This is a genomic window from Streptomyces sp. NPDC014891, assembly GCF_043081085.1.
Taxonomy (GTDB): Bacteria; Actinomycetota; Actinomycetes; order Streptomycetales; family Streptomycetaceae; genus Streptomyces.
The window spans coordinates 144,862-168,448 of record NZ_JBIBWF010000010.1 but is presented as its reverse complement, the minus strand read 5'-3'; the positions used below and the strand labels follow the sequence as shown (position 1 = coordinate 168,448).

The 23,587-nt window shown below is 72.3% G+C and carries 24 protein-coding genes; 14 read left to right on the top strand and 10 right to left on the bottom strand.

Going from position 1 to position 23,587, the window contains the following annotated elements; genetic code table 11:
* Positions 1-61: 61 nt before the first annotated feature.
* Both ACF09E_RS27310 and ACF09E_RS27305 read left to right on the top strand, forming a co-directional pair.
* Complete coding sequence (locus ACF09E_RS27310; RefSeq protein ID WP_392207834.1) at positions 62-1,081, top strand: glycosyltransferase family 2 protein; 1,020 nt, start codon at positions 62-64, stop codon at positions 1,079-1,081.
* Positions 1,078-2,400, top strand: a complete 1,323-nt coding sequence (locus ACF09E_RS27305) for an alpha-2,8-polysialyltransferase family protein (protein ID WP_392207833.1) — start codon at positions 1,078-1,080, stop codon at positions 2,398-2,400. Before ACF09E_RS27310 ends, ACF09E_RS27305 begins: the two co-directional genes overlap by 4 nt.
* 100 nt (positions 2,401-2,500) lie before the next feature.
* Here ACF09E_RS27305 and ACF09E_RS27300 read toward each other — a convergent pair whose 3' ends face one another.
* From ACF09E_RS27300 to ACF09E_RS27290, 3 genes are read right to left on the bottom strand one after another with little or no spacing between them, the layout of a single operon-like run.
* On the bottom strand, positions 2,501-3,322 hold the full coding sequence (locus tag ACF09E_RS27300) for a MerR family transcriptional regulator (protein ID WP_392207831.1): 822 nt from the start codon (positions 3,320-3,322) through the stop codon (positions 2,501-2,503).
* Positions 3,323-3,359: 37 nt separating this feature from the next.
* A complete protein-coding gene (gene leuE / locus ACF09E_RS27295; RefSeq protein ID WP_388792889.1) occupies positions 3,360-4,025 on the bottom strand; it encodes a leucine efflux protein LeuE in 666 nt (221 codons plus the stop codon).
* Between the two features lie 59 nt (positions 4,026-4,084).
* Positions 4,085-5,665 (bottom strand): methylmalonyl-CoA mutase, encoded by a 1,581-nt coding sequence (locus tag ACF09E_RS27290; protein WP_392207829.1) that lies wholly within the window; start codon positions 5,663-5,665, stop codon positions 4,085-4,087.
* A gap of 130 nt (positions 5,666-5,795) precedes the next feature.
* Here ACF09E_RS27290 and ACF09E_RS27285 point away from each other — a divergent pair, with 130 nt between their 5' ends.
* Positions 5,796-6,677 (top strand): L,D-transpeptidase family protein, encoded by an 882-nt coding sequence (locus tag ACF09E_RS27285; RefSeq protein WP_392207827.1) that lies wholly within the window; start codon positions 5,796-5,798, stop codon positions 6,675-6,677.
* 179 nt (positions 6,678-6,856) lie between these two features.
* On the opposite strand, the gene ACF09E_RS27280 is transcribed toward ACF09E_RS27285, so the two are convergent.
* Complete coding sequence (locus tag ACF09E_RS27280; RefSeq protein WP_392207825.1) at positions 6,857-7,987, bottom strand: hypothetical protein; 1,131 nt, start codon at positions 7,985-7,987, stop codon at positions 6,857-6,859.
* Positions 7,987-8,676, bottom strand: a complete 690-nt coding sequence (locus tag ACF09E_RS27275) for an RNA polymerase sigma factor (RefSeq protein ID WP_392207823.1) — start codon at positions 8,674-8,676, stop codon at positions 7,987-7,989. The genes ACF09E_RS27280 and ACF09E_RS27275 overlap by 1 nt, the downstream gene beginning before the upstream one ends.
* A 364-nt stretch (positions 8,677-9,040) precedes the next feature.
* Here ACF09E_RS27275 and ACF09E_RS27270 point away from each other — a divergent pair, with 364 nt between their 5' ends.
* Positions 9,041-9,790 carry a Clp protease N-terminal domain-containing protein gene (locus tag ACF09E_RS27270; protein WP_392207821.1) on the top strand — a complete coding sequence of 250 codons (750 nt, stop codon included), beginning with the start codon at positions 9,041-9,043 and terminating at the stop codon, positions 9,788-9,790.
* 4 nt (positions 9,791-9,794) lie between these two features.
* Here the strand turns inward: ACF09E_RS27270 and ACF09E_RS27265 are convergent, their stop codons facing one another.
* On the bottom strand, positions 9,795-10,361 hold the full coding sequence (locus ACF09E_RS27265) for a hypothetical protein (RefSeq protein WP_392207819.1): 567 nt from the start codon (positions 10,359-10,361) through the stop codon (positions 9,795-9,797).
* Positions 10,362-10,596: 235 nt separating this feature from the next.
* Entirely contained in the window at positions 10,597-12,225 is a 1,629-nt protein-coding gene (locus ACF09E_RS27260; RefSeq protein ID WP_392207817.1) for a glycoside hydrolase family 20 protein, read from the bottom strand.
* A gap of 227 nt (positions 12,226-12,452) precedes the next feature.
* On the opposite strand from ACF09E_RS27260, the gene ACF09E_RS27255 reads away from it, so the two are divergent.
* The 6 genes from ACF09E_RS27255 (at position 12,453) to ACF09E_RS27230 (ending at position 17,246) form a co-directional block, all read left to right on the top strand.
* Positions 12,453-13,022 (top strand): 2-oxo-4-hydroxy-4-carboxy-5-ureidoimidazoline decarboxylase, encoded by a 570-nt coding sequence (locus ACF09E_RS27255; protein ID WP_392208116.1) that lies wholly within the window; start codon positions 12,453-12,455, stop codon positions 13,020-13,022.
* Positions 13,023-13,214: 192 nt separating this feature from the next.
* Positions 13,215-13,595: a succinate dehydrogenase, cytochrome b556 subunit gene (sdhC, locus tag ACF09E_RS27250; protein ID WP_148005862.1), complete on the top strand. Its 381-nt coding sequence runs from the start codon at positions 13,215-13,217 to the stop codon at positions 13,593-13,595.
* Positions 13,596-13,603: 8 nt separating this feature from the next.
* Positions 13,604-14,083: a succinate dehydrogenase hydrophobic membrane anchor subunit gene (locus tag ACF09E_RS27245; RefSeq protein ID WP_189800273.1), complete on the top strand. Its 480-nt coding sequence runs from the start codon at positions 13,604-13,606 to the stop codon at positions 14,081-14,083.
* A 25-nt stretch (positions 14,084-14,108) separates the two neighbouring features.
* The gene (gene sdhA / locus ACF09E_RS27240) at positions 14,109-15,863 is read left to right on the top strand and encodes a succinate dehydrogenase flavoprotein subunit (RefSeq protein WP_392207815.1); all 1,755 of its coding nucleotides are present in this window, start codon (positions 14,109-14,111) and stop codon (positions 15,861-15,863) included.
* Positions 15,863-16,621: a succinate dehydrogenase iron-sulfur subunit gene (locus tag ACF09E_RS27235; protein WP_030318427.1), complete on the top strand. Its 759-nt coding sequence runs from the start codon at positions 15,863-15,865 to the stop codon at positions 16,619-16,621. Before sdhA ends, ACF09E_RS27235 begins: the two co-directional genes overlap by 1 nt.
* 112 nt (positions 16,622-16,733) lie before the next feature.
* The gene (locus ACF09E_RS27230) at positions 16,734-17,246 is read left to right on the top strand and encodes a hypothetical protein (RefSeq protein WP_392207813.1); all 513 of its coding nucleotides are present in this window, start codon (positions 16,734-16,736) and stop codon (positions 17,244-17,246) included.
* A gap of 54 nt (positions 17,247-17,300) precedes the next feature.
* Here ACF09E_RS27230 and ACF09E_RS27225 read toward each other — a convergent pair whose 3' ends face one another.
* Positions 17,301-17,849: a MarR family transcriptional regulator gene (locus ACF09E_RS27225; RefSeq protein WP_361851821.1), complete on the bottom strand. Its 549-nt coding sequence runs from the start codon at positions 17,847-17,849 to the stop codon at positions 17,301-17,303.
* A 94-nt stretch (positions 17,850-17,943) separates the two neighbouring features.
* Here ACF09E_RS27225 and ACF09E_RS27220 point away from each other — a divergent pair, with 94 nt between their 5' ends.
* Entirely contained in the window at positions 17,944-19,170 is a 1,227-nt protein-coding gene (locus ACF09E_RS27220; protein WP_392207811.1) for an MFS transporter, read from the top strand.
* A 147-nt stretch (positions 19,171-19,317) separates the two neighbouring features.
* On the opposite strand, the gene ACF09E_RS27215 is transcribed toward ACF09E_RS27220, so the two are convergent.
* Positions 19,318-20,088: an alpha/beta fold hydrolase gene (locus ACF09E_RS27215; RefSeq protein WP_392207809.1), complete on the bottom strand. Its 771-nt coding sequence runs from the start codon at positions 20,086-20,088 to the stop codon at positions 19,318-19,320.
* Positions 20,089-20,247: 159 nt separating this feature from the next.
* Between ACF09E_RS27215 and ACF09E_RS27210 the strand changes: the two genes are divergently transcribed.
* The 3 genes from ACF09E_RS27210 to ACF09E_RS27200 are packed head-to-tail and all read left to right on the top strand — an operon-like array spanning position 20,248 to position 21,907.
* Positions 20,248-20,682: a hypothetical protein gene (locus tag ACF09E_RS27210; protein WP_392207807.1), complete on the top strand. Its 435-nt coding sequence runs from the start codon at positions 20,248-20,250 to the stop codon at positions 20,680-20,682.
* 12 nt (positions 20,683-20,694) lie between these two features.
* Positions 20,695-21,114, top strand: coding sequence for a DCC1-like thiol-disulfide oxidoreductase family protein (locus tag ACF09E_RS27205; protein ID WP_361851809.1), 420 nt, complete (start codon positions 20,695-20,697; stop codon positions 21,112-21,114).
* Positions 21,115-21,124: 10 nt separating this feature from the next.
* Positions 21,125-21,907 (top strand): TetR family transcriptional regulator, encoded by a 783-nt coding sequence (locus tag ACF09E_RS27200; RefSeq protein ID WP_392207805.1) that lies wholly within the window; start codon positions 21,125-21,127, stop codon positions 21,905-21,907.
* Here the strand turns inward: ACF09E_RS27200 and ACF09E_RS27195 are convergent.
* The gene (locus ACF09E_RS27195; RefSeq protein WP_392207803.1) at positions 21,904-23,457 is read right to left on the bottom strand and encodes an ABC transporter substrate-binding protein; all 1,554 of its coding nucleotides are present in this window, start codon (positions 23,455-23,457) and stop codon (positions 21,904-21,906) included. The genes ACF09E_RS27200 and ACF09E_RS27195 overlap by 4 nt on opposite strands.
* Positions 23,458-23,587: the final 130 nt, after the last annotated feature.

Here is a 23,587-nt window from a genome sequence, read left to right as displayed (position 1 = left end):
TTCACCGAAGAGACGCCCGACGGTCGGTGGGAATGCCGGGACGGCGCCTAGCGTCGACCGCGTGGTCAAGCTCTCCGTCGTCGTGCCGTTCTTCAACGTGCAGACATACGCCCCCGACACCCTCACGAGCCTGCGGGCCAACGCCCGGGAGGACTTCGAGTTCCTGCTGGTCGACGACTGCTCGTCGGACGGGACCCCGGACATCCTCGAACGGGCCGCGCGCGAGATCCCGGGCGCCGTCCACATCAGGCACGAACAGAACGGCGGCCTCGCCACCGCCCGGAACACCGGCCTCGACGCCGCCCGCGGCGAGTACCTCACCTTCCTCGACGGGGACGACTGGCTCTCCCCCGGCTACTACGCCCGCCTGGTCGCCGCCGCCGAGGACCTCGGCTGCGACTTCCTGCGCACCGACCACGTCTCCGTCACCGGCCGCAACCGGAGCGTCCGCCGCGCACCGGTCCCCCGCCGCGGCGAGGTCCTCGACCCCCGCGACGCGATCCTGCCCGCGCACCGGACGACCTCGGTCGACTACCCGTACGCCTGGGCCGGCGTCTACCACCGGCGGCTCCTCGACCGCGGCCTCCTGCACTTCACCCACGGACTGCGGACCGCCGAGGACCGGCCGTGGATCTGGCGCCTGCACCGCGAGGCCGATTCCTTCGCCGCCATCGGGGAACTCGGCGTCTTCTACCGGCGCGGAGTGGCGACCTCCCTCACCCAGATCGGCGACACCAGGCAATTGGATTTCATCCGCGCATTCGACCAGGTGATCGACGAGACCGCCGCGGACCCCGACGCCGCACTTCTCCTTCCGAAAGCCGTCCGCACCTATTGCGCGGTGATCTCCCACCACATCGGCTCGATCGAACGCTTCGAACCCGACGTCGCCCGACAGCTCAAGGCGATGAGCGCGGGAGCCCTGCGCCGCATGCCGCAGGACGTCCTCGACGAGGCCCTCACCGCGATGGGCGGCGACCGCGCCACCATGCTGCGCAGGCTCCGGCGACGGCGCCCCGCACCACCCCCGGCACCGGGCACGGACACCCCCGGCACCACCGCCGCGGAGGTCGCCGCGTGAGCACCCGCCGCACCACCCAGATCTTCTGCGCCTCCACCCTCTACGGCGCGGTGACGATCGCCGCCGCCCTCGACAGCGGCGCCTTCGGCCCCGCCGACCGCCGCATCCTGCTCGTCACCAACAACGCGGCCGTGCCCGAGACCACCCCGCCGCTGGACCACGCCGACGGCTTCGAACGGCTCCGCCACCGCTTCGACTCCGTCCTCTCCTGGAACGAGACGATCTCCCCGCTCCACCCGGGCGGCTGGACCCCCCGCCCCTCCGACCTCCCGCTCCTCCAGCGCCACCTGCGCCGGATCTGGGACCTCGGCGACGACCGCGTCGAACTCGCCCTGGAATCGATCCAGGTCACCCCCGCCCTCGCCCTCGCCCAGCTGCTCCCCGACGCCCCCGTCACCGTCTACGCCGACGGCCTCATGAGCTACGGACCGACCCGCAACAAGATCGACCCGCTGATCGGCGGACGCGTCGGCCGGCTCCTCCACCTGGACCTCGTGCCCGGCCTCGCGCCGCTGCTGCTCGCCGAGTTCGGGGCCGTACCCGAGGCCGTGCCGACGGAGGCCTTCACCCGCTGCGTCGACGAACTCGCCGGATCCGCCGCCCCGGCCGCCGCCGGGGACGGGCCCGCGCTCCTCCTCGGCCAGTACCTCGCGGCGCTCGGCCTGCTCACCCCGGCCGAGGAGGAGGAACTGCACCTGCGGATGGTGCGGGGCGCGGTCGCCCGGGGCCACCGGCGCCTCGTCTTCAAGCCGCACCCGACGGCCCCCGGCACCTGGTCGAAGGCGCTCACCGAGGAGGCGGCCGCGCTCGGCGCCGAGCTGACCGTGGAGGACCGGCCGGTCCTCGCCGAGGTGCTCTACCGGGAGCTGCGGCCCGCCCTCGTCGTCGGCTGCTTCTCCACGGCGCTGCTCACCGCGCACACCTTCTACGGACTGCCCGTCGCCCGGGTCGGGACACGCGGCCTCCTTGAGCGGCTCACCCCGTTCCAGAACAGCAACCGCATCCCGCTGACCGTCGTGGACGCGGTCGTGCCGCCCCTGGAGGACGGCCCCGAGGACGGCGGCGCCATCGCCACGGCCCCGCTGAACGACCTGGTCGCCGCGGTCGGCTTCGCGATGCAGCCGAAGATCCGGCCGGAGCTGCGGGAGCCGGCGGTACGGCATCTGTCCGGGCCGTTCGCCGAACGCACCCGGCACCACTTCACCCGCCGCCGCCTCACCGTCCTCGACCTGCCCGGCGGCATCCCGCTCCCCCGCCACCCCCGGGTCCGCCGGCTCGCACGGCGCGCGCTGCGCCTGCGGAGGGCACTGCGGAGGTAGCGGCCGGGCGGCTCCGGCGGAGCCGCCCGCGACGAGCGGCGGGCCCGGGCCCCGTGCGGGGGACCCGGGCCCGCGGGCACCGCGGCCGGGACGTCCGGCCTCAGGCGCGGACGATCGCCTCCTGGAGCTCCGTCACCCACCGCGAGCGGTCCTCGGGGCACTCCAGGTACAGCTCGCGCGCGTACTGCCGCGTCCGGTAGCCGTTGGCCTCGATCCAGCGGGCCAGGGTCTGCGCGGTCGGCAGGACCGTGTCCATCGAGCCCCGGTGGACGACGGTCGCCGCCTCCTCGATCCCGGGCAGCACGCGGACCTCGACGCCCTCCACGGCCGTCCCCTCGGGGACGGTCATGGCGGCGTGCACGAGGACCGATCCGTCACCCCTGCCCGCATCCTCGTAGTACGCGATCCCCGGGCCGAACCCGGAGACCCCGGCGGCCTCCAGGCGGCCGCACAGCTCCTCGTACAGGGGCCCGATGACCGGGCCGATGTGCTGCGGGCCGAAGCTCGCGGCGACCCCGCTCAGTTCGCCGATCCGGACGGCGGGGATCTTCTTGACGACGACGTCCTGGCTGGACATGCGTCCCTCACTCTCGATGGCCCGGAGCCTCGCGCCGACCTGGGCGAGCCGCGCCCGCGCCTCCGCCAGGGCCGTCTCCAGCTCGGCCTGGCGCAGCCGCAGCATCCCCCTCAGCTCCTCCGCGTCGAACCGCTCGTCGAGGATCGCCTTCACCTGTTCGAGCGTGAAGCCGAGGTCCTTGAGCGCGATGACGCGGTTGAGCAGGGCGAGCTGGTCCGCCGTGTAGAAGCGGTATCCCGTGTGCGGGTCGACCCGGGCCGGGCGCAGCAGTCCGATGGCGTCGTAGTGACGCAGCATCCGGACCGACACCCGCCCGTGCCGGGCGAAGTCTCCGATGTTGAACATGACGACCCCTACGGAACGGCCTCACACGGTGTGAGGGTCAAGCGGCGCTGCTGAGCGAGAGCTTCGCGGCGAAGCCGAGGAAGAGGGCGCCCGCCGCCGAGGTGGCGCCGGCCGAGAGGCGTCGGCGGCGGCGGAACGCGGCGGCGAGGCGGGTGCCGCCGAAGATGAGCATCGTGAGGTAGAGGAAGCTGCCGATCTCCAGGAGCGTGCCCAGGACCAGGAAGGACAGCGCCGGGTAGGCGTACGCCGGGTCCACGAACTGCACGAAGAAGGAGATGAGGAAGAGGATCGCCTTCGGGTTGAAGAGGCTGATGACGAGGGCCCTGCGGTACGGGTTCTCCCCCGGCCCGGCCTGCTCCTGGCCGGTGCCGTCGGCGGCCGGCTCGGCGGCCTGTCCGCGCGAGCGCCACATCTCGCGGGCCGAGCGCAGCATCCCGTACGCCATCCACGCCAGGTATCCCGCGCCCGCGTACTTCACGATCATGAAGAGCAGGGGGGTGGTCTGGAGGAGGGAGGCCGCGCCGAGCGCGGCCAGCGTCATCAGGACCGCGTCGCCGGTGAAGACGCCGGCGGCGGCCTTGTACCCGGTCCGGGTGCCCTTGCGGGCGGCGACGGACAGCACGTACAGCGAGTTCGGCCCCGGCAGGAGGATGATGAGGACGAGGCCCAGGAGGTAGGTCGGAAGATCGGTGACACCCAGCATGAAGCGGAGTGTCGCATGTCCGTACGGATCCCCGCCCGGGTGTTTCGCATCGCGGAAGATCAGAAGGCGTCGGCCGGGACGTACGTCCCCCAGACCTGCCGCAGCGCGTCGCAGACCTCGCCGACGGTGGCGCGGGCCCTGAGGGCCTCCTTCATCGGATAGAGGACGTTGTCCGTCCCGGCGGCCGCCCTCCGCAGCGCGGCGAGGGCCGCGTCCACCGCCGCCCCGTCGCGCCCGGCCCGCAGGGCGGCGAGCCGGCCGGCCTGCTGCGCCTCGATCGCCGGGTCGACGCGCAGCGGCTCGTACGGTTCCTCGACGTCGACCGTGAAGCGGTTCACGCCGACGACGACCCGTTCCCCGCCGTCGGTCTCCTGCGCGAGGCGGTAGGCCGAGCGTTCGATCTCGCCCTTCTGGAAGCCGCGCTCGATCGCGCCGACCGCACCGCCCATGTCCTCGACCCGGGCCATCAGCTCCAGGATCGCGGCCTCGATGCCGTCGGTCATCCGCTCCACGGCGTACGAGCCGGCGAACGGGTCCACGGTCGCGGTCACGTCCGTCTCGTACGCCAGGACCTGCTGGGTGCGCAGGGCCAGCCGGGCGGACTTGTCCGTCGGGAGGGCGATCGCCTCGTCGAAGGAGTTGGTGTGCAGCGACTGGGTCCCGCCGAGCACGGCGGCGAGGCCCTGCACGGCGACGCGGACCAGGTTGACCTCGGGCTGCTGGGCGGTCAGCTGGACGCCCGCGGTCTGGGTGTGGAAGCGGAGCATCAGGGACTTGGGGTTCCTCGCGCCGAACTCCTCCCGCATGAGCCGGGCCCAGATCCTGCGGGCCGCCCGGAACTTCGCGACCTCCTCCAGGATCGTCGTGCGGGCCACGAAGAAGAAGGAGAGCCGGGGCGCGAAGTCGTCCACGTCCATGCCGGCGGCGACGGCGGTCCGCACGTACTCGATGCCGTCGGCCAGGGTGAACGCGATCTCCTGCGCGGGCGAGGCGCCGGCCTCCGCCATGTGGTAGCCCGAGATCGAGATGGTGTTCCACCTGGGGATCTCGGCCCGGCAGTACCGGAAGATGTCCGCGATCAGCCGCAGGGAGGGCTTGGGCGGGAAGATGTACGTGCCGCGGGCGATGTACTCCTTGAGCACGTCGTTCTGGATCGTGCCCGTCAGCCGGTCCGCGGGGACGCCCTGCTCCTCGCCGACCAGCTGGTACATGAGCAGCAGGAGGGCCGCGGGGGCGTTGATCGTCATCGAGGTGGAGACCTGGTCCAGCGGGATGCCGTCGAGCAGGACCCGCATGTCGTCGACCGAGTCCACGGCCACCCCGACCTTGCCGACCTCGCCGGAGGCGATCGGGGCGTCCGAGTCGTGGCCCATCTGCGTCGGCAGGTCGAAGGCGACGGACAGGCCCGTGGTGCCGTTGGCGATGAGCTGCTTGTACCGGGCGTTGGACTCCGCGGCGGTGCCGAAGCCGGCGTACTGGCGCATCGTCCAGGGCCGGCCGGTGTACATCGACGGGTACACCCCGCGGGTGAAGGGGTAGGCGCCCGGCTCGCCGAGGCGCTTCGCAGGGTCCCAGCCCTCCAGGGCCTCCGGCCCGTAGACCGGCTCGATGGGCAGGCCCGACTCCGACTCGCGCGCCATTGGCTGTGCCTCCCGATGCGTGTGGTCCTTCCCCCTTCCCCACAGCATGCGCGGATCGTGACCTTCGCGCGCAACCGCACACGCGCGGGACGCATCACTAGGTACACACGCAACGTCCCGGGGGGCAACGATGAAGCGGTCTTCTTCCGTCATACGCAGAGCGGTCCTGGCAGCGGCCGCGGTGGCTCTCGCCGCCGGCTGCACGGCCCAGGCGGCCGGCTCGGGAGGCGGCTCGGGGAGCCCCTCCGGTTCGGCCTCGGCTCCGGCCGCGAGCGGCGCCCCGACGGACGCGCCCACCGGGGACGGCAAGGCGCCGTCGCCGTCCGGCGCCACGGACGCGCCGACGGAGACGCCCTCGGCGTCCTCGGAGACGCCGGGGACGAAGGTGCTGATGGGCGACGGGGACGAGAGCGAGCAGGTCCGCGAGCTCCAGGCGCGGCTCCGGCAGCTCGACCACTTCGACCGGGCGCCCACCGGCTTCTACGGGACGATGACGGCCGGATCGGTCAAGGCCTTCCAGAGGAAGCAGGGCCTTCCCCGGACGGGTTCGGTGGACGGGACGACCTGGCAGGCGCTGCTCGGCGCGAGCCGGAAGCCGACGGCCGACGAGCTGAAGCCCTCGACGACCAACGAACTGGACACCCCCGATCCGCGGTGCACGACCGGCCGGGTGCTGTGCATCAGCAAGGAGAGCCGGACCCTGGCCTGGATGATCGACGGCAAGGTCGTCTCGTCGATGGACGTCCGCTTCGGTTCGGAGAACACCCCGACCCGCGAGGGCGTCTTCACCGTGGAGCGGAAGGTCCGGCAGGACTGGTCGCGGCTGTACCACACGCCGATGCCGCTCTCGATGTACTTCAGCCGTGGCCAGGCGGTGCACTACTCCTCGGACTTCGCGGCCCGGGGCTACAACGGGGGCTCGCACGGCTGCGTCAACGTCCGGGACCGGGCCAAGCTCACGACCCTGTTCGACCAGGTGAAGGTCGGCGACAAGGTCGTCGTCCACTGGTGAACCGGCGGGGCGTCCGGGGGCGTCCCGGCGGGGAGAGGGAGAGGGCGCGGGTGGGACCGGGGGAACGTGTCCCACCCGCGCCATGTGCGCGGAGCCGTAGGTACGGGGGGAACCCCGGCTCACTGCGCGGCCGATGACCAGTCGGCTCACTCAGTACTGCGCCGCGGTGTCCAGAAGTGTTACACCGGGAGCGGAACGCGGGCGTCGACGCCGATTCCGAGGGGCAGGGAGGCGGTGAGTCCGGCGATGTCGGGAGCCGCGGAGCGGTTCGTGTCGCGGCCGCCCCAGCCGCCGTCGCCCCGGCCGTCGCCCCGGCCGCCGTGGCGCCCGTCGTCGTTCCCGTCGCCCTTGGAGTCGTCGTCGGAGTCGTCGCGCGAGCCGCCCGAGCCGCCGCCGCCGGGCCCGTCGGTGCCGGTGCCGAGGAGGCGGTCGCAGTAGCGGCGCAGGGTGTCGCCGTCGCGCAGGATGCCCGCGAGGCCCTTGCGGCCCGAGGCGTCGAGCTTGCCGGAGCGGAAGTCCCGGCAGGCCTTGATGATCTTCTCGCGGGAGCCGGTGCCGCTCAGGTCGCCGCCGGTGCCGCCGTTCAGGGTGCCGCCGCCGTCCGAACCGCTCGGGTCCCGGTCCGGGCCGCCGGGGTCCGTGCCGGTGCCGGCGGTGCTGCGGCCGGGTTCCGGGGTGCCGGGTCCGCGGGTGTCCGTGCCGGGGCCGCCGGTGGCCTCGCCGGGCGGCGGGGTGGTCGTGGTGCCGGCCGTCGGCGACGCGTCGGGCGTGGGGTCGGCGCCGTCGGGTTCCGTGGTGGGCGTCCCGGGGTCCTCGCGTATGCCCGGGTCCTCGGAGACGAGCGGGTCGGCGCTCTCCCCGGCGGTGATGGAGCTGGCGGGCGCGGGGCCCACCATGGGCAGCACACCCGTTCCGGCGGCGACGGCGACCCCTCCGACGGTGACGGCGGTGACGGCGGCGGCGATGCCGTACCGGAGGGAGCGTCCCCAGCGGGGGCGGCGGACCGGCACGGGGGCGAGCCGCACCCGGCCGAGTTCGGCGTGCTCGGTGCGGGCCGCGGCGGGTCCGGCGGCCGCGCCGGACGCGGCGCGCTCGGCCTGGGCGGCGCGGAAGGCGGCGAGCGCGGCGGCCTCGCCCGGGAGCTCGGTGCGGGCGGCCGGCGGGGCGGCGGGGGTGCGGGCGGCGTCGAGGGCCTCGGCCAGGCGATCCGCCCGGGAGCGCGCACGGTCGTCGACGGCGTCGACCGGCTCGCCGCGGAGCAGCCGCTCCGCGGTCTCCTGGTCGAGCCACTGGTACCGCTCGTCGGCCATCACATGTCCTTCTGCGTACGCGGACGCGATTGCGTCACACCGCCGGGGGCCACGGACCCCGGTACGCGGCCGCGTTGCGGAGGCACGCCGTCCAGGGGGACGACGGCCTCGCCGGCCTCGTCGGGGCCGGCCGTGTCGCCGTCGACGCCGAGGAGTTCGGCCAGTTTCTTGAGGCCGCGGTGGGCCGCCGTGCGGACGGCTCCGGGGCGTTTGCCCAGGGTGTCGGCGGCGGTCTTGGCGTCGAGGCCGACGACGACGCGGAGGACGACGGCCTCGGCCTGGTCCTGCGGGAGCTGGGCGATCAGCTGCATGGTGTGGCCGGTGGCCAGCGCCTCCAGGGCTTCGCCCGCGGTGTCGGACGCGGCGGGCTTCTCGGTGAGTTCGGTCTCGTCCGCGCCGACGGCCGGGCGGCGGCCGCGCATGCGGACGTGGTCGAGGGCGCGGTTGCGGGCGATCCGGGCGGCCCAGCCGCGGAAGCGGTCGGCGTCGCCGTCGAAGCGGTCGAGGTCGCGGGCTATCTGCAGCCAGGCCTCCGAGGCGACGTCCTCCGCCTCGGTGTCGCCGACCAGCGTGCGTATGTAACCGAGCAGCCGTGGATGCACGGCGCGATACACAGTACGGAAGGCGTTCTCGTCCCCGTTCTGCGCAGCGAGCACCGCGGCCGTCAGCTCCGCGTCGTCCCCCAGCACTCCCCAAACCCTGTTCGTCGTCGCGTCGTCGCTTCATCGCGGCTGGTCACCACCGCCACGCTGCCTCGCGCAACTGCACGCTACGTCGTGGCGCGGCGCCGCGTCCACGCGGTCCGGGCTCTTTGTACAACTTGCAACCTTCGGGCGGTGGCGCCCGGGGCGACTCCGGCGCGGTCGCGGTGTGACATAAAGCGCACCCCCGGCGCTGAATGGAGTACGGAGCCGTGCTGCGGCCCCGTGGACGACGGCCGGGGTCTCTCCTGTGGGGGGTGGCGACCCCGGCCGTCTCCCTTTTCCCTCGGACGGCACCCACGACTGTCAACTGGCCGTTGACACTCGAAGGGTGTCAACCTAGGGTTGCCTCATGACGAATCCAGTCGCCCCGAAGGTCCCCGTCCGTCTCGACGAACTCATCGAAGCGATCAAGAAGGTCCACCCCGACGCGCTGGAGCAACTCTCCGGGGCCGTCATCGCCGCGGACCACCTCGGCGACGTCGCCGACCACCTCATCGGCCACTTCGTGGACCAGGCCCGGCGCTCCGGCGCCTCCTGGACCGACATCGGACGCAGCATGGGCGTCACCCGCCAGGCGGCCCAGAAGCGCTTCGTCCCCAAGGACCCGGACGCGGAGAAGACGGACCCGAACGCCGGGTTCAACCGCTTCACCCCCCGCGCCCGGAACGTGGTGATGGCCTCCCAGAACGAGGCCACGGCCGTCGGCAACGGCGAGATCACCACCGCCCACCTGGCCCTCGGCCTGCTCGCCGAGCCCGAGGGGCTCGCGGCGCACTGGATCACCTCGCGGGGCGTGTCCCTCGACCGGGTCCGCGAGGCCGCCGCCGCGACCCTGCCGCCCGCCGTCGACGAGCCGCCCACCCTCGTCCCGTACGACGCGGCGGCGAAGAAGGTCCTGGAGCTGACGTTCCGCGAGGCGCTGCGCCTCGGGCACGACTACGTCGGCACCGAACACATCCTGCTCGCGCTCCTGGAGCACGAGGACGGCACGGGCGTCCTGACCGGCCTCGGCCTCGACAAGGCGACGGCCGAGCGGGAGATCTCCGAGGCGGTCGCGTCCCTGGTGGTCCAGGCCCCCGCCCCGGAGGAACAGGCCTGAGGCCTCAGGCGGTGCGGGCGCGGCGGGAGACGGCCGCGCGCAGCACCCGGCCGCCCTCGACGGAGAGCTCGCGGGCCCGGCGCAGACCCGTCGGGCCGTGGGCCACCGAGTCGAGGACGGCCTGCTGGCGGCGGAGCTCCCCCGCGAGCAGCGGGCCCGCGCCGTCCGCGTCGCCGGCCCGGCAGCGCTCGACGAGCCCGGTGGGCACCTCGGCCGCGTCGTAGCGGCCGTGCAGGGCGAGGGCGGTGAGGGAGCACGCGGCGGCCCAGCCGCGTAGGGCCTCGTCCGTCCAGTCCGTCGGGGCGTGGGCCAGCATGGCGCGCACCTCCTCCGCGGCGGCGCCGACGGCCGGCTCCGCGTCCAGCGCGACCCGGGCCTTCGCGACGGCCTCGCCCCAGGCCTCGCCGTCACCGCGGGCGACCGCGGCCCACACGGGGCGCAGGGCGTCCCCGGGGTCCCCGGCGAGCAGCGGCAGGCAGCGGTCGAGGCAGGCGAGACCGGCCGCGGCCAGGCCCCGCTCGTCCGCCCCGTCGATCAGTTCCAGCAGGTTCCGGCCCGTCCCCGACGTCATCGACGCCTCCTCGCCACCCGTTGCGGACGCAGTACGTCCCCTACTGCGCCGAACGACGCTTTTTCGTCACTGCGCGGCCGGAATCATGCCAGTGGCCCCCGGGCGTTGCCTAGGGTTCTGCCGCAGCCCGAGGGACTTCCCGGTGAAGGCCTCGACCGGGCGTTTCGCACCGGGGGCCCGTGCGCCGTCGTGGATCCGGCCGCCACTGGTCACCAGCGGAACGCCGTACCCCAGGTCAGCCGCGCACCTGCGGCGCCAGGGTCCGGAACTGGTCCCAGGTGAGGGTCGGCGTCCGCGCGTCCCACAGCTTCTGGGCCGTCGCGGTCAGCGGCATGCGGATGCCGTTCGCCACCTGTGCCGGCGTCTGGGCCCCGGCCAGGTCGCACCAGACCGCGAACCGGCCGCCCAGGATCTGCGCGTCGTACCGGGCGGCGACCGGTGCCGTGCCGCGCAGTACCCGGGGCGTCCACTGCTCGTAGATGCGGCGGCCCGTGGGGTACGTGAAGTCGTTGGGCTCACCGAGCACGTAGTAGAGGTACTCGTCGTTCAGGTTCACGACCTTGCGGCCCTCGGCCAGGTACTCCGCGGGCGGGCGGGCGCCGATCTCCTTGCCGGTCCAGTACTCCACCTCGATGCCCTGGTCCGCTGTGACGACGCCGCCGCGGAAGAAGCCGTCGTTCCAGGCCTTGGCGGTCTTCCCGGCCGTGCGCACGACGGCGGCCCGGTCGTTCAGCCAGCCCTCGGCGAGGTCCTGGACGCCGGCCTGGGCCCCGTACTTCTGCCGGGCGGCCGCGGCGAGCTGCGGGTACGAGGCGGAGGGGCTGCGGACGGTCAGCGCCTGGTACTCGTCGGCGCCGACGTGGAACCAGCCGCCGGGGAAGAGCTGGGAGTACTCGCGCAGCAGGTCGTCGACGATCGCGGCGGAGGCCGGCTTCGAGATGTCGATGGCGCCCTGCCGCGGGACCCCCTGCACGTTGCGCAGCTGGAGGTCGGGGTGGGCGCGCAGGACGGCGCCGAGGTGCCCGGGCGAGTCGATCTCGGGCACCACGGTGATGTGCAGGGTCTGCGCGAGGGCGAGGATCCGGCGCACCTCGGCCTTGCTGAGGTGCTGCGCGGAGACGATCTCGGGGTGGGAGTCCGAGGCGATCCGGAAGCCCTGGTCGTCGGAGAAGTGCAGACCGAACTGGTTGAGCTTGAGGTCGGCCATCTCGCGGAGCCGGTCCTCGATCCAGCCGGCGGTGAAGAACTTCCGGGCGATGTCGACGTTCAGGCCGCGCTGGGGCTTCGCGGGGGCGTCGGTGACCACGCCCTCGGGCATCGCGCCGGTCCCCTTGACCGACTGCTTGAGGGTGCGGGTGCCGTAGAAGACCCCGGCCTCGTCGGGTCCGGTGATCCGGACCCGGCCGTCACGCACGGTCAGGGTGTACGACTCGCGGGCACCGGTGCCGCCGAGGGCGAGCTCGACGTCCCCGGGGCCGGCGGCGGCGGTGCCTCGGTAGGGGATGCCGAGTTCTCCGGCGAGGAGCCGGCCCTCGTCGGCGAGGCCCGGGCTGTTCGCCGCGACGACGACCCCGGCGGGGGCGGCGGGCTTCCAGCCCGGTCCGCGGGCGGCCTCGTGGTCGCGGACCGCGGGGATCGTGCGGGGCGCTGTGGAGAGGGGATACGTACGGGTCGGCGTGGGCGTCGGGCTGGGCGCCGCGCTGGTGGGCGCGGAGCTCGCGGACGCGCCGGGGGCGGTGCCGGAGGAGGAGGCGCCCGCGCCGGACGGTGATCCGCCGGAGCAGGCCGCCACGGTGGCCAGTGCCACCGCCGTCGCCAGGAGTGCGGGGCCCTTGTGGGGCCCTCGTATGGAGTACCGCATCATTCGGAATCCTCCCGCACCTCGGGCGGTCCGGCCAATCGGGGGACACGGCGGCCCCGGAGCGGAACGCGTCCGTCCATCACATGTTCCGAAACTCTCCCTTCCGGGTGAAAATCGCGCATCCGTCGGACACTTCCCTCGTCCCGTCGATAACGTTGTGTCACACCCGCCTCATCGCGCCCGTCCCTGGCGCGGATCGCCCCGCCCGTCCCGGAGTACCGGAGCCCACGCTGACCAGCGACACCCACGTCCCCTGCCGCAAGCCGGGCTCCACGGACACGCCTGCCATACCCGCCCAGAACCAGGGACCCTCGGTCCGCGGCCTCGCCGGCTTCAACGCCGCCCCGCCCGCCGAGGCCGAGGCCCTGCTCCTCTCCTGCTGCCACAGCCTCCGCTGGGCCGAACGGGTGGCGGCGCACCGCCCGTACCCCACGGTCGAGGCGCTGCTCGCCGCCGCCGACGAGGCCGGGTACGACCTGTCCCGCGCCGACCTCGACCAGGCTCTGGCCGCCGAGTCCTCGGCGGCCCCGCACCCCGACGCCCCGCCGGCGGCGCGGACCGCGCTGCGGGCCGCCCACGCGGCCTACGAGAGCAGCTTCGGACACGCGTTCGTGATCAGCCTGGACGGAGTAAGGCCCGGGGAGCGTCTGGACCAGGTTTTGGCAGGCATTCGGTCACGTCTCGGCAACGAACCGGAGGAAGAACGCGTGGTCGCCTCCGAGGAACTCAGGCGGCTCGCCCGCGCCCGGCTGGCGTTCCGTCTCGCGGAACCCCTCACGGCGCGACACTCCGGGCCGTGAATCCGTCCGGAATGCGGCGATTCCGGCCCGTGCGATAGTCCGTCCGTGCCTGTTTGATCACACCGATGGACCCCGCGCGAACGAACCGACAAGTCGTCGCTACGATGACCGGGGCCGGTGGACCGTACCCGGCCGGGTCAGACCGACAGAGAAGCCGGCCGACCCCGATCCCCGCTCCCGGAGGGTTTTTCCGTGCCGGCTGGAACGCTGTACCGCGGCCGGGAAGGAATGTGGAGCTGGGTGGCTCATCGAGTCACCGGCGTCCTCATCTTCTTCTTCCTGTTCGTACACGTGCTGGACACCGCTCTCGTCCGCGTCTCCCCCGAGGCGTACGACGAGGTCGTCGCGACCTACAAGACGCCGATCGTGGCTCTGCTGGAGTACGGCCTGGTCGCCGCCATCCTCTTCCACGCGCTGAACGGCCTCCGGGTCATCGCCGTGGACTTCTGGTCCAAGGGCCCGCGCTACCAGAAGCAGATGCTCTGGACCGTCGTGGGCGTCTGGGTCGTCCTGATGGCGGGCTCCCTGTACCCCGTCCTCGGCCACGCCGCACGTGAACTGTTCGGGAGCTGACGCCACTCATGTCTGCTGACACGACCTCCGCCGCGATCGGCCCCGTCGAAGGCGGCGCCCACTACGACGTGGACAACCCCGCGCCGTACATCGAGGCCCCCCGCAAGCGCACCGGCAAGACCCCGCGCGCGACCCGCGGCAACTTCGAGATGGCCGCGTGGCTCTTCATGCGCCTCTCGGGCGTGGTCCTCGTCGTCCTGGTCCTCGGCCACCTCCTGATCCAGCTCTTCCTGGACGGCGGCGTCTCCAAGATCGGCTTCGCCTTCGTGGCCGGCCGCTGGGCGTCCCCGTTCTGGCAGGTCTGGGACCTGCTGATGCTCTGGCTCGCCATGCTGCACGGCGCCAACGGCCTCCGTACCGTCATCAACGACTACGCGGAGCGGGCCAACACGCGCCTGTGGCTCAAGGGCCTGCTGTACACCGCCACGGTGTTCACCATCCTTCTGGGCACGCTGGTGATCTTCACCTTCGACCCGAACATCCGCTAGGCACGGGGCAGAGGTAATCCACGTCATGAAGATCCACAAGTACGACACCGTCATCGTCGGCGCCGGTGGCGCGGGCATGCGCGCCGCCATCGAGTCGACGAAGCGCAGCCGCACGGCCGTCCTGACGAAGCTCTACCCCACCCGCTCCCACACGGGCGCCGCGCAGGGCGGCATGGCCGCCGCGCTGGCGAACGTGGAGGAGGACAACTGGGAGTGGCACACCTTCGACACGGTCAAGGGCGGTGACTACCTGGTCGACCAGGACGCCGCCGAGATCCTGGCGAAGGAGGCCATCGACGCCGTCCTCGACCTGGAGAAGATGGGCCTGCCGTTCAACCGGACCCCGAACGGCACCATCGACCAGCGCCGCTTCGGCGGCCACTCCCGCAACCACGGCGAGGCCCCGGTCCGCCGGTCCTGCTACGCCGCGGACCGCACCGGCCACATGATCCTCCAGACGCTGTACCAGAACTGCGTCAAGGAGGGCGTGGAGTTCTTCAACGAGTTCTACGTCCTGGACCAGCTGATCACCGAGGTCGACGGCGTCAAGAAGTCCGCCGGCGTCGTCGCGTACGAGCTGGCCACCGGCGAGATCCACATCTTCCAGGCCAAGGCCGTGATCTACGCGTCCGGCGGCACCGGCAAGTTCTTCAAGGTGACCTCGAACGCGCACACCCTGACCGGTGACGGCCAGGCCGCCTGCTACCGCCGCGGTCTGCCCCTGGAGGACATGGAGTTCTTCCAGTTCCACCCGACGGGCATCTGGCGCATGGGCATCCTGCTGACGGAGGGCGCCCGCGGTGAGGGCGGCATCCTCCGCAACAAGGACGGCGAGCGCTTCATGGAGAAGTACGCGCCGGTCATGAAGGACCTCGCGTCCCGTGACGTCGTCTCCCGCTCCATCTACACGGAGATCCGCGAGGGCCGCGGCTGCGGTCCCGAGGGCGACCACGTCTACCTGGACCTGACGCACCTCCCGCCGGAGCAGCTCGACGCCAAGCTCCCGGACATCACCGAGTTCGCCCGTACGTACCTCGGCATCGAGCCGTACACGGACCCGATCCCGATCCAGCCCACCGCGCACTACGCCATGGGCGGCATCCCGACCAACGTCGAGGGTGAGGTCCTGGCGGACAACACCACCGTCGTCCCGGGCCTGTACGCGGCCGGCGAGGTCGCCTGCGTGTCGGTGCACGGCGCCAACCGCCTCGGCACCAACTCGCTGCTCGACATCAACGTCTTCGGCAAGCGCTCCGGCATCGCCGCCGCCGAGTACTCCGCGAAGCACGACTACGTCGAGCTGCCGGAGAACCCGGAGTCCCTCGTCGTCGCGCAGATCGAGAAACTGCGCAACTCCACGGGCAGCGAGCGGGTCGCCGACCTGCGCCGCGAGCTCCAGGAGACGATGGACGCCAACGTGATGGTGTTCCGCACCGAGCAGACCATCAAGACGGCCGTCGAGAAGATCGCCGAGCTGCGCGAGCGCTACGAGAACGTGTCCATCCAGGACAAGGGCAAGCGCTTCAACACGGACCTCCTGGAGGCCATCGAGCTGGGCAACCTGCTCGAACTGGCCGAGGTCATGGCCGTCTCGGCCCTGGCGCGCAAGGAGTCCCGCGGCGGTCACTACCGCGAGGACTACCCCAACCGCGACGACGTCAACTTCATGCGTCACACCATGGCGTACCGCGAGGTCGGCGAGGACGGCACCGAGACCGTCCGTCTCGACTACAAGCCGGTCGTGACGACCCGCTACCAGCCGATGGAGCGTAAGTACTGATGGCTACCCCCGTACTGGACAAGGTCGAGGCGGAGTCCGCCGCCTCCCCGTACATCACGGTCACGATGCGGATCCGCCGCTTCAACCCCGAGGTGTCGGACGCGTCGGTCTGGGAGGACTTCCAGATCGAGATCGACCCGAAGGAGCGTGTGCTCGACGCCCTCCACAAGATCAAGTGGGACGTCGACGGCACGCTGACCTTCCGCCGCTCGTGCGCGCACGGCATCTGCGGCTCGGACGCGATGCGGATCAACGGCAAGAACAGGCTCGCCTGCAAGACGCTGATCAAGGACATCAACCCCGAGAAGCCGATCACGGTCGAGGCCATCAAGGGCCTCACGGTCCTCAAGGACCTCGTGGTCGACATGGAGCCGTTCTTCCAGGCGTACCGGGACGTCATGCCGTTCCTGGTCACCAAGGGCAACGAGCCGACCCGCGAGCGCCTGCAGTCCGCCGAGGACCGCGAGCGCTTCGACGACACCACCAAGTGCATCCTGTGCGCCGCGTGCACGTCGTCCTGCCCGGTCTTCTGGAACGACGGCCAGTACTTCGGTCCGGCCGCCATCGTCAACGCGCACCGCTTCATCTTCGACTCGCGCGACGAGGCCGGCGAGCAGCGCCTGGAGATCCTGAACGACAAGGACGGCGTGTGGCGCTGCCGCACGACGTTCAACTGCACGGACGCCTGCCCGCGTGGCATCGAGGTCACCAAGGCGATCCAGGAAGTGAAGCGCGCGCTGATCACGCGCCGCTTCTGAGACACCCGCGTGACGGGAGCCGGGTTCCCGGCTCCCGGTCCGGTGTTCCGGTCCGCTTCTGTACGCTGCGGCGTGCAGGAGCGGGCTTTTTCTCTGTGGAGGACGGGGACTGATGAGCGAGCCGAATCCTTACCGGTCGGAGGAGTACGAGTGGGGCCCCGGGCAGCAGCAGCCGGGACAGCCCGCCTACGGGTACCCGCACCCTCCGTCGTACCAGCCGACCCTGCCGGCCGGCGTGCCGGTGCCGCCGCAGCAGGTGCCCGGGGTGCCGCAGGGCGGCGGCGCGCCGCTGCTGAGCCTCGGTGACATCACGGTGGTCGGCGACCAGATCATCACGCCGGCCGGTGCGATGCCGCTCAAGGGCTCGGTGTGGAACGCGATGGACATGTCGCGGACCGAGGAGAAGATGCCCACGGTCGCGATCGTGCTCGCGGTCGTCTTCTTCATCTTCTGCCTGCTCGGCCTGCTGTTCCTCCTGATGAAGGAGAAGACGACGACCGGCTTCATCCAGGTCACGGTGACCAGCGGCGGCAAGCACCACGCGACGATGATCCCGGCGCGCGGTCCGGACACCATCCACTGGGTGATGGGCCAGCTGAACTACGCCCGGTCGCTCAGCATGTGACCGGCCGACACCGAGGAAGGGGCGCCCGAGGGCGCCCCTTCGCCGTGTGCGGCGCTACCAGTGGCGGGTCGGGTGGCTCGACTCCGCCTCGACCATGACGCGCCGCAGCATGCCGTTGAGGAGGGCGCGCTCCTCCGGGGAGAGGACCCCGAGCAGGCGGTACTCCTCGTGCCCGAGGACGTCCATCGCGCCCAGCCAGGTCTCGCGGCCCGCGGGGGTGAGCTCGACGACGACCCGGCGCCGGTCGGTGGTGGACTGCGTGCGGCGGATGAACCCGCGCTTCTCCAGGGCTTCGAGGCGTCCGGAGACGGAGGCGGGCGCCAGGTCGAGGTCCTCGGCGAGCTCGGAGGGCGCGGCGCTGCCGCCCCGGCCGGCGATCTTGTGGAGGGTGTCGAACTCGTGGCGCTCCAGGTCGAAGTCGACGAGCGACTGCTCCCGGACCCGGCGGAAGTGCACCGAGAGCTTCTTCATCCGGGTGACGGCGCCCTCGACGACGGGGTCGAGGCCGGGCAGGACGGGCTGCCACCGGGCGACGTGCTCGTCGGTCCAGTCGCGCGCGGCACTCGCCTCGCTCGGAGTACGCGGTTCCTCGGGGTGCGCCATGGCCTGATCGTACGTCGGGCCGCGGCGGTCCACCGGGACGGACCCAGAAGTATTTCGTTGACGAATTATTCGATACCGAAATACTCTTCGCGCCATGACCGCTGCGACCGCCACGGCTCCCCCGCCCGCCCCGCACCCCCTGCGCACCCGCTCCTTCCGGCTGCTCTTCACCGGCCGCACCCTCTCCCTCCTGGGCGACGCCGCCATCCCGGCCGCCCTCGCGCTCGCCGTACTGGAGGCCACCGGCTCCACCGCGGCGCTCGCCCTGGTCCTCGGCTGCGCGATGGTGCCCAAGCTGCTCCTGCTGCCGCTCGGCGGCGTGATCGGCGACCGGTTCGACGCCCGCACGGTCGCGCTCACCACGGACCTCGTGCGCTGCGGCACCCAGCTGATCGTCGGGATCCAACTCCTGGGCGGCACTCCCAGCCTGGCCGTCCTCGCGACGGCCGAGGCGCTCGGCGGCGCGGCCGGGGCCTTCGCCATGCCGACCGACGCGCCGCTGGTGAAGGGGACGGTGGCGGCCGAGTCGCTGCACCGGGCCAACGCCGCGATGGGCGTCGCCCGCAGCGCCTCCCGGCTCGGCGGCCCGGCCCTCGCCGGCACCCTCGTCCTGACCGTGGGCCCCGGCTGGGCGTTCGTCCTCGACGCGGTCACCTTCGCCCTCAGCGCGCTCCTCCTGACCGCGGTCCGGGTGGAGCGGGTGCCGATCCCGCGCCGCTCGCTCCGCGCCGACCTGGCGGAGGGCTGGCAGGAGGTCCGCTCCCGGGACTGGTACTGGACCAGCCTGATCGGCCACAGCGCGTGGAACGGCGCCGCGGCCGTCCTCATGACCCTCGGGCCGGCGATCGCCGTGCAGCGGCTCGGCGGCGGCGCCGTCTGGGTCGTCCTGCTCCAGGTCGGCGCCGTCGGCTTCCTCCTCGGGGCGTTGCTCGCCGACCGCGTCACCCCGCGCCGGCCCGTCCTCGCGGCCAACCTCGGGCTCGCCACGTACGCGCTCCCCCTGGTCCTGCTGGCACTCGCCGCACCCGCGCCGCTGACGATCGCGGCCTACGGCCTCGCCCAGGCCGGCCTCGGGTTCCTCTCCCCGGTCTGGTCGACCGCCGTCCAACGGGCGGTGCCCGCCCACGCGCTGGCCCGGGTCACCTCGTACGACTGGCTGCTCTCCCTCGCCGCGATGCCCCTCGGGTACGCGCTGGCGCCGCTCGCGGCCGCCGCCTGGGGCCCCGAACTCCCCCTGATCGCCGCCGCGCTGGCGGTCGGCGGCTGCTGCCTCGGGACGGCGCTCGTCCCCGGCGTACGGCGCTTCGGCAGGGACGGCTGAGGGCAGGGGCCCACGGGGTCGTACGCACGGCGGGGCGGCGGGCGGCGCGGCGCCGCCGAGCCTCTGCCCCCCCCCCCCGGCGGCCGGATGCCGGCAAGGGGGCGGGGGCTCCACGAGGCCTCGCGCACGGGAGGGACGGGCGGTGCCCTACGGGGCCTCGACCTCCGCAAGGAAGTCGGCGAGGAGGCGGGCCGTCTCGTCCGGGCGCTCCAGGGCGGGAAGGTGCCCGGCCCAGGCGAGGTCGACGCGGCGGGCGCCGGGCAGCAGGCCGGTGAGGTCGTCGGCGACCGCCCGGAAGTCGGGGACGTCGTGGGCGCCCGCGACGACGAGGGCAGGGACCTTGATCCCGGCGAGGTCGCCGGCGGTGACCTCGGGGGTGACGGGCTCGAACTCCTCGGGGGCGGCGAGCTGGACCTCGAAGGCCCGCCGCTGCATCTCCCGGACGAGCCCGCGGACCTCGGGTCCGGCCTCGGGGCCGAGCCAGGTGTCGACGTTGAGCTCGACGGCGCCGTCGAGGTCCCCCGCGTCGAGCAGTTCGTCCTCGCGGTCGCCCCAGGCGCGCAGCTCCTCGCCGGGCTCGAAGCCGGGGATGCCGGAGGCGAGGAGGGCGAGGGCCGAGACACGGCCGGGGTGGCGGACGGCGAGCTCCAGGGCGACCGTGCCGCCGAAGGAGGAGCCGACGACGGCCGCGCGCTCGACCCCGAGCCGGTCGAGGAGGTCGCGCACGTCGTCGGCGTGGACGTGGGCGGCGTCGACGGGGGTGTCCCCGAAGCCCCGGAGGTCGCAGCGGACGACCCGGTGCCCGGCCTCGGCGAGGACGGGGACCTGCCCGTCCCACATCCGGCGGTCGCAGACCCCGGAGTGCAGCAGGAGAACGGTCGAGGGGCCCTGGCCGGCCACGTCATGAGAGAGCGTCATCCGGCCGACCCTAGACGGCGGTCGGGCACCCGGCCAGGGAGTTTCCGCCGCCCGCGCCCTCCTCCGCGCAGCCGCCCCCGCAGCCGACTTGAACGCGTTCAAAGAGAGGTCTACAGTCATGACCGACAGCTTTTGAACGCGTTCAAGGGAGGGTGGGGCATGGACCTCACTGTCGTCGCGTACATCGTCTACCTGCTGATCAGCGTCGCCCTGACCATCTGGGTCGCCCGCACGCTCAGCCGCAACGGAAGGATCTTCCTGGCAGACGTCCTGCACGGGAACGAGAAGCTCGCCGACGCCGTCAACCACCTCCTGGTGGTCGGCTTCTACCTCGTCAACTTCGGCTTCGTCGCCCTCTACCTGAGCCAGGACGACGCCATCGACGACACCCGCGCCCTCTTCGAGGCGCTCTCCGTGAAGCTGGGCGTGGTGCTGCTGGTCCTCGGCGTCCTGCACCTCTCGAACGTCTACGTGCTGAACAGGATCCGGCGCCGCGGGGTCATGGAGCGCGAGCAGGTGCCGCCGGTAGGACCGCAGGGCTGGACCGCCGCTCCCAAGGCCGGCCCGTGGGCCCCGCCGGCACCCCAGCGCTGAGAGGGGAGCACCGTGCCGACCCCCGTGGGGCGCCTGACCGTGTTGTACGACGCCGACTGCCCGCTCTGTGTGCACCTCAGGCACTGGCTGATCCGCCAGCGTCAGCTCGTCCCGCTCGACCTGGTGCCGGCCGGTTCGCAGGAGGCCCGCCGCCGGTTCCCGGAGCTCGACCACACCGCGACCCTGCGGGAGATCACCGTGGTCGGCGACCGGGGCCAGGTCTACCGGGAGACCTCCGCCTGGATCGTCTGCCTCTGGGCGCTCGCCGAACACCGGGCCAAGGCCCACTGGCTGGCCACCCCGGCCGGGCAGCCCTTCGCCCGGATCACGGTCCTCGCCGCGGCGAAGTGGCGGGAGGCCCTCAAGGGGCCGGACGGCCGGACCGGGTCCTGCGAGGACGGGCGCTGCGAGGCGCCCGGCCCGCCCGGCTAGGCTCGGACCCGTGACGGACGTGAAGGAAGAGAAGAAGGCCCCGAAGAGCGAGCAGACCCGCACGCTCATCCTCGAAACCGCGCTCCGGCTGTTCAAGGAGCGCGGTTACGACAAGACGACGATGCGGGCCATCGCCCAGGAGGCCGGGGTCTCCGTCGGGAACGCCTACTACTACTTCTCGTCCAAGGAACACCTGGTCCAGGGCTTCTACGACCGGATCGCCGAGGAGCACCAGGCGGCCGTCGAGCCCATCCTGACCGGCGGTGAGAAGGACCTCACGGCCCGGATCCGCGGGGTCTACCTCGGCTGGCTCGACATCGCGGGGCCGTACCACGAGTTCGCCTCGCAGTTCTTCAAGAACGCCGCCGACCCGGACAGCCCCCTGAGCCCCTTCTCGCCCGAGTCGGAGGGCCCGCGCGAGGCGGCGATCGAGGTCCACCGGCGGGTCATCTCCGGCGCCTCCGTCAAGGTCGACCCCGAACTGAGGGAGGCCCTCCCGCGGCTGCTGTGGCTCCAGCAGATGGGACTGGTCCTGTTCTGGGTGTACGACCGCTCGGAGGGCGCGGAGAACAGCCGCCGCCTGGTCGAGCGGCTCGCACCGGTCACCGCCCGCGCGATCTCGCTCTCCCGCTTCCGGATCCTCCGCCCGCTGGTGAAGGAGACGCACGAGCTGCTCTCCGACTTCATGCCCACGGCGGCCGGCATGGCGGCCTCGGGCAAGCCCAAGAAGAGGACGGCCCCGAAGCAGCCGGAGCCGGGCGCGAAGCCCGGCGCGGAGACGGAGTCCCCCTAGACCCAGCCGAGCTCCCACAGGCGCCAGATGCCCGTACCGTCCGTCAGGTACTGGGAGCCGGCGACCGCCTCCGTGGCGAGGACGTAGTCCTTCTTCTGCCACAGCGGGACGAGCGGCACGTCGGACGCGACCTCGCTCTGGATCTGCTTGAAGTCGGAGGTCGCCCGGGAACGGTCGCTGAACTGCTGCGTCGAGGAGATCAGCTCGTCGATGCGCTTGCTGGAGAACCCGTTGTGCAGGGTGTTCTCGGTGCCGACGAGCGGCGCGGTGAAGCTGTCCGAGTCCGGGAAGTCGGGCAGCCAGCCGACCGTGTACGCGTCGAAGGCGCCCTTCGCGTACTGCTTCTGGAACTCCGTCCACTTGACCTCGACGGTCTCGACCTCGAAGAGGCCGGTCTCCTCCAGCTGCCGCTTGATCTCGGCCGTCTCGGCCTTGTAGGTGGCGTCCGCGCGGTAGCCGAAGGTGAACTTCACCGGGGTCTCGACGCCGGCGTCCTTCAGGAGCTTCCTGGCCCGCTTGGCGTTCGGCGCCGGGTCGACGTCGTAGAAGGCGGTGCTGTGCCCGACGAAGCCCTGCGGGATGAGCGAGTACAGCGGCTCGACCGTGCCCTTGTAGGCGCCCGTGGTGATCGCCGGGCGGTCGAGGACCGCGGCGACGGCCTGCCGCACGGCCTTGTCGGCCATGGGCGAGCCGGGCCGCACGTTGAAGTTGAGGTTGCGGATCTCGGCGCTCTCCGCCTCGGTGACCCGGGTCCCGTCCTCGGGCTGCAGGCCGGAGATGAACTCCGGCGGCAGCTGCCGGTGGGTCACCTCGACCTCCTTCGCCTTCCAGGCGGCGGCAAGGTCCGCGGACTGCGCGTAGTACTTCACGCGCACCGGACCGCCGGTCCTGGTGATGGCACCCCGGTACTTGGGGTTGGGCTCCAGGAGCGCGGACTCGCCCTCCTTGTACTCCTTGAGGACGTACGGTCCCGAGCCGTCGACCGCCAGGTCCCCGCGCAGCCCGTTCGCCGGGTAGTGGTCCTTGTCGACGATGGAGCCCGCGCCCGTGGCCAGCTTGAGCGGGAACGTGGCGTCCCGGCCGCTCAGGTGGAAGGTGACCTCGCGGCCCTCGGCCGTGACGCTCTTCAGGGTCGGGAAGAGGGGCTGCGGACCGACGTCGGTCTTGATGCGCAGCATCCGCTCGAAGGAGTACTCGACGTCCTCGGCGGTGATCTTGCGCCCGTTGGAGAACGAGAGGTCGTCGCGGAGCGTGCACCGGTACGTGGTGAGCTTCGAGCCCTCGAACTTGCAGCTCTCCGCCGCGTCCGGGACGGGGGTCGTGAACCCCGGCTTGAACGTCAGCAACGACTGGAAGACGTTGCTGTACATGGCCCAGGAACCGGCGTCGTACGCGCCGGCCGGGTCCAGTGAAGTGACCTCGTCGGTCGTGCCGACGCTGATCGGATCGGTCCGGCCGCCGTCGGAGGGCAGGAGTTGCCAGCCCCCCACTCCGGCGGCCACCAGTACTCCACAAGTGATGAGGATCCGCAGACGGACCGTCGACCGCATTGCCGTGCTTCCTTTATTCGTCCACCCCAACGGCGACGGCCCCCGGAAACGTCGCGATGCGGTCATCCCATCACACGTGTTTCACAAGCGGAAGAGAAAACTTTCACACCACAGGTATATGTCCGGGAAA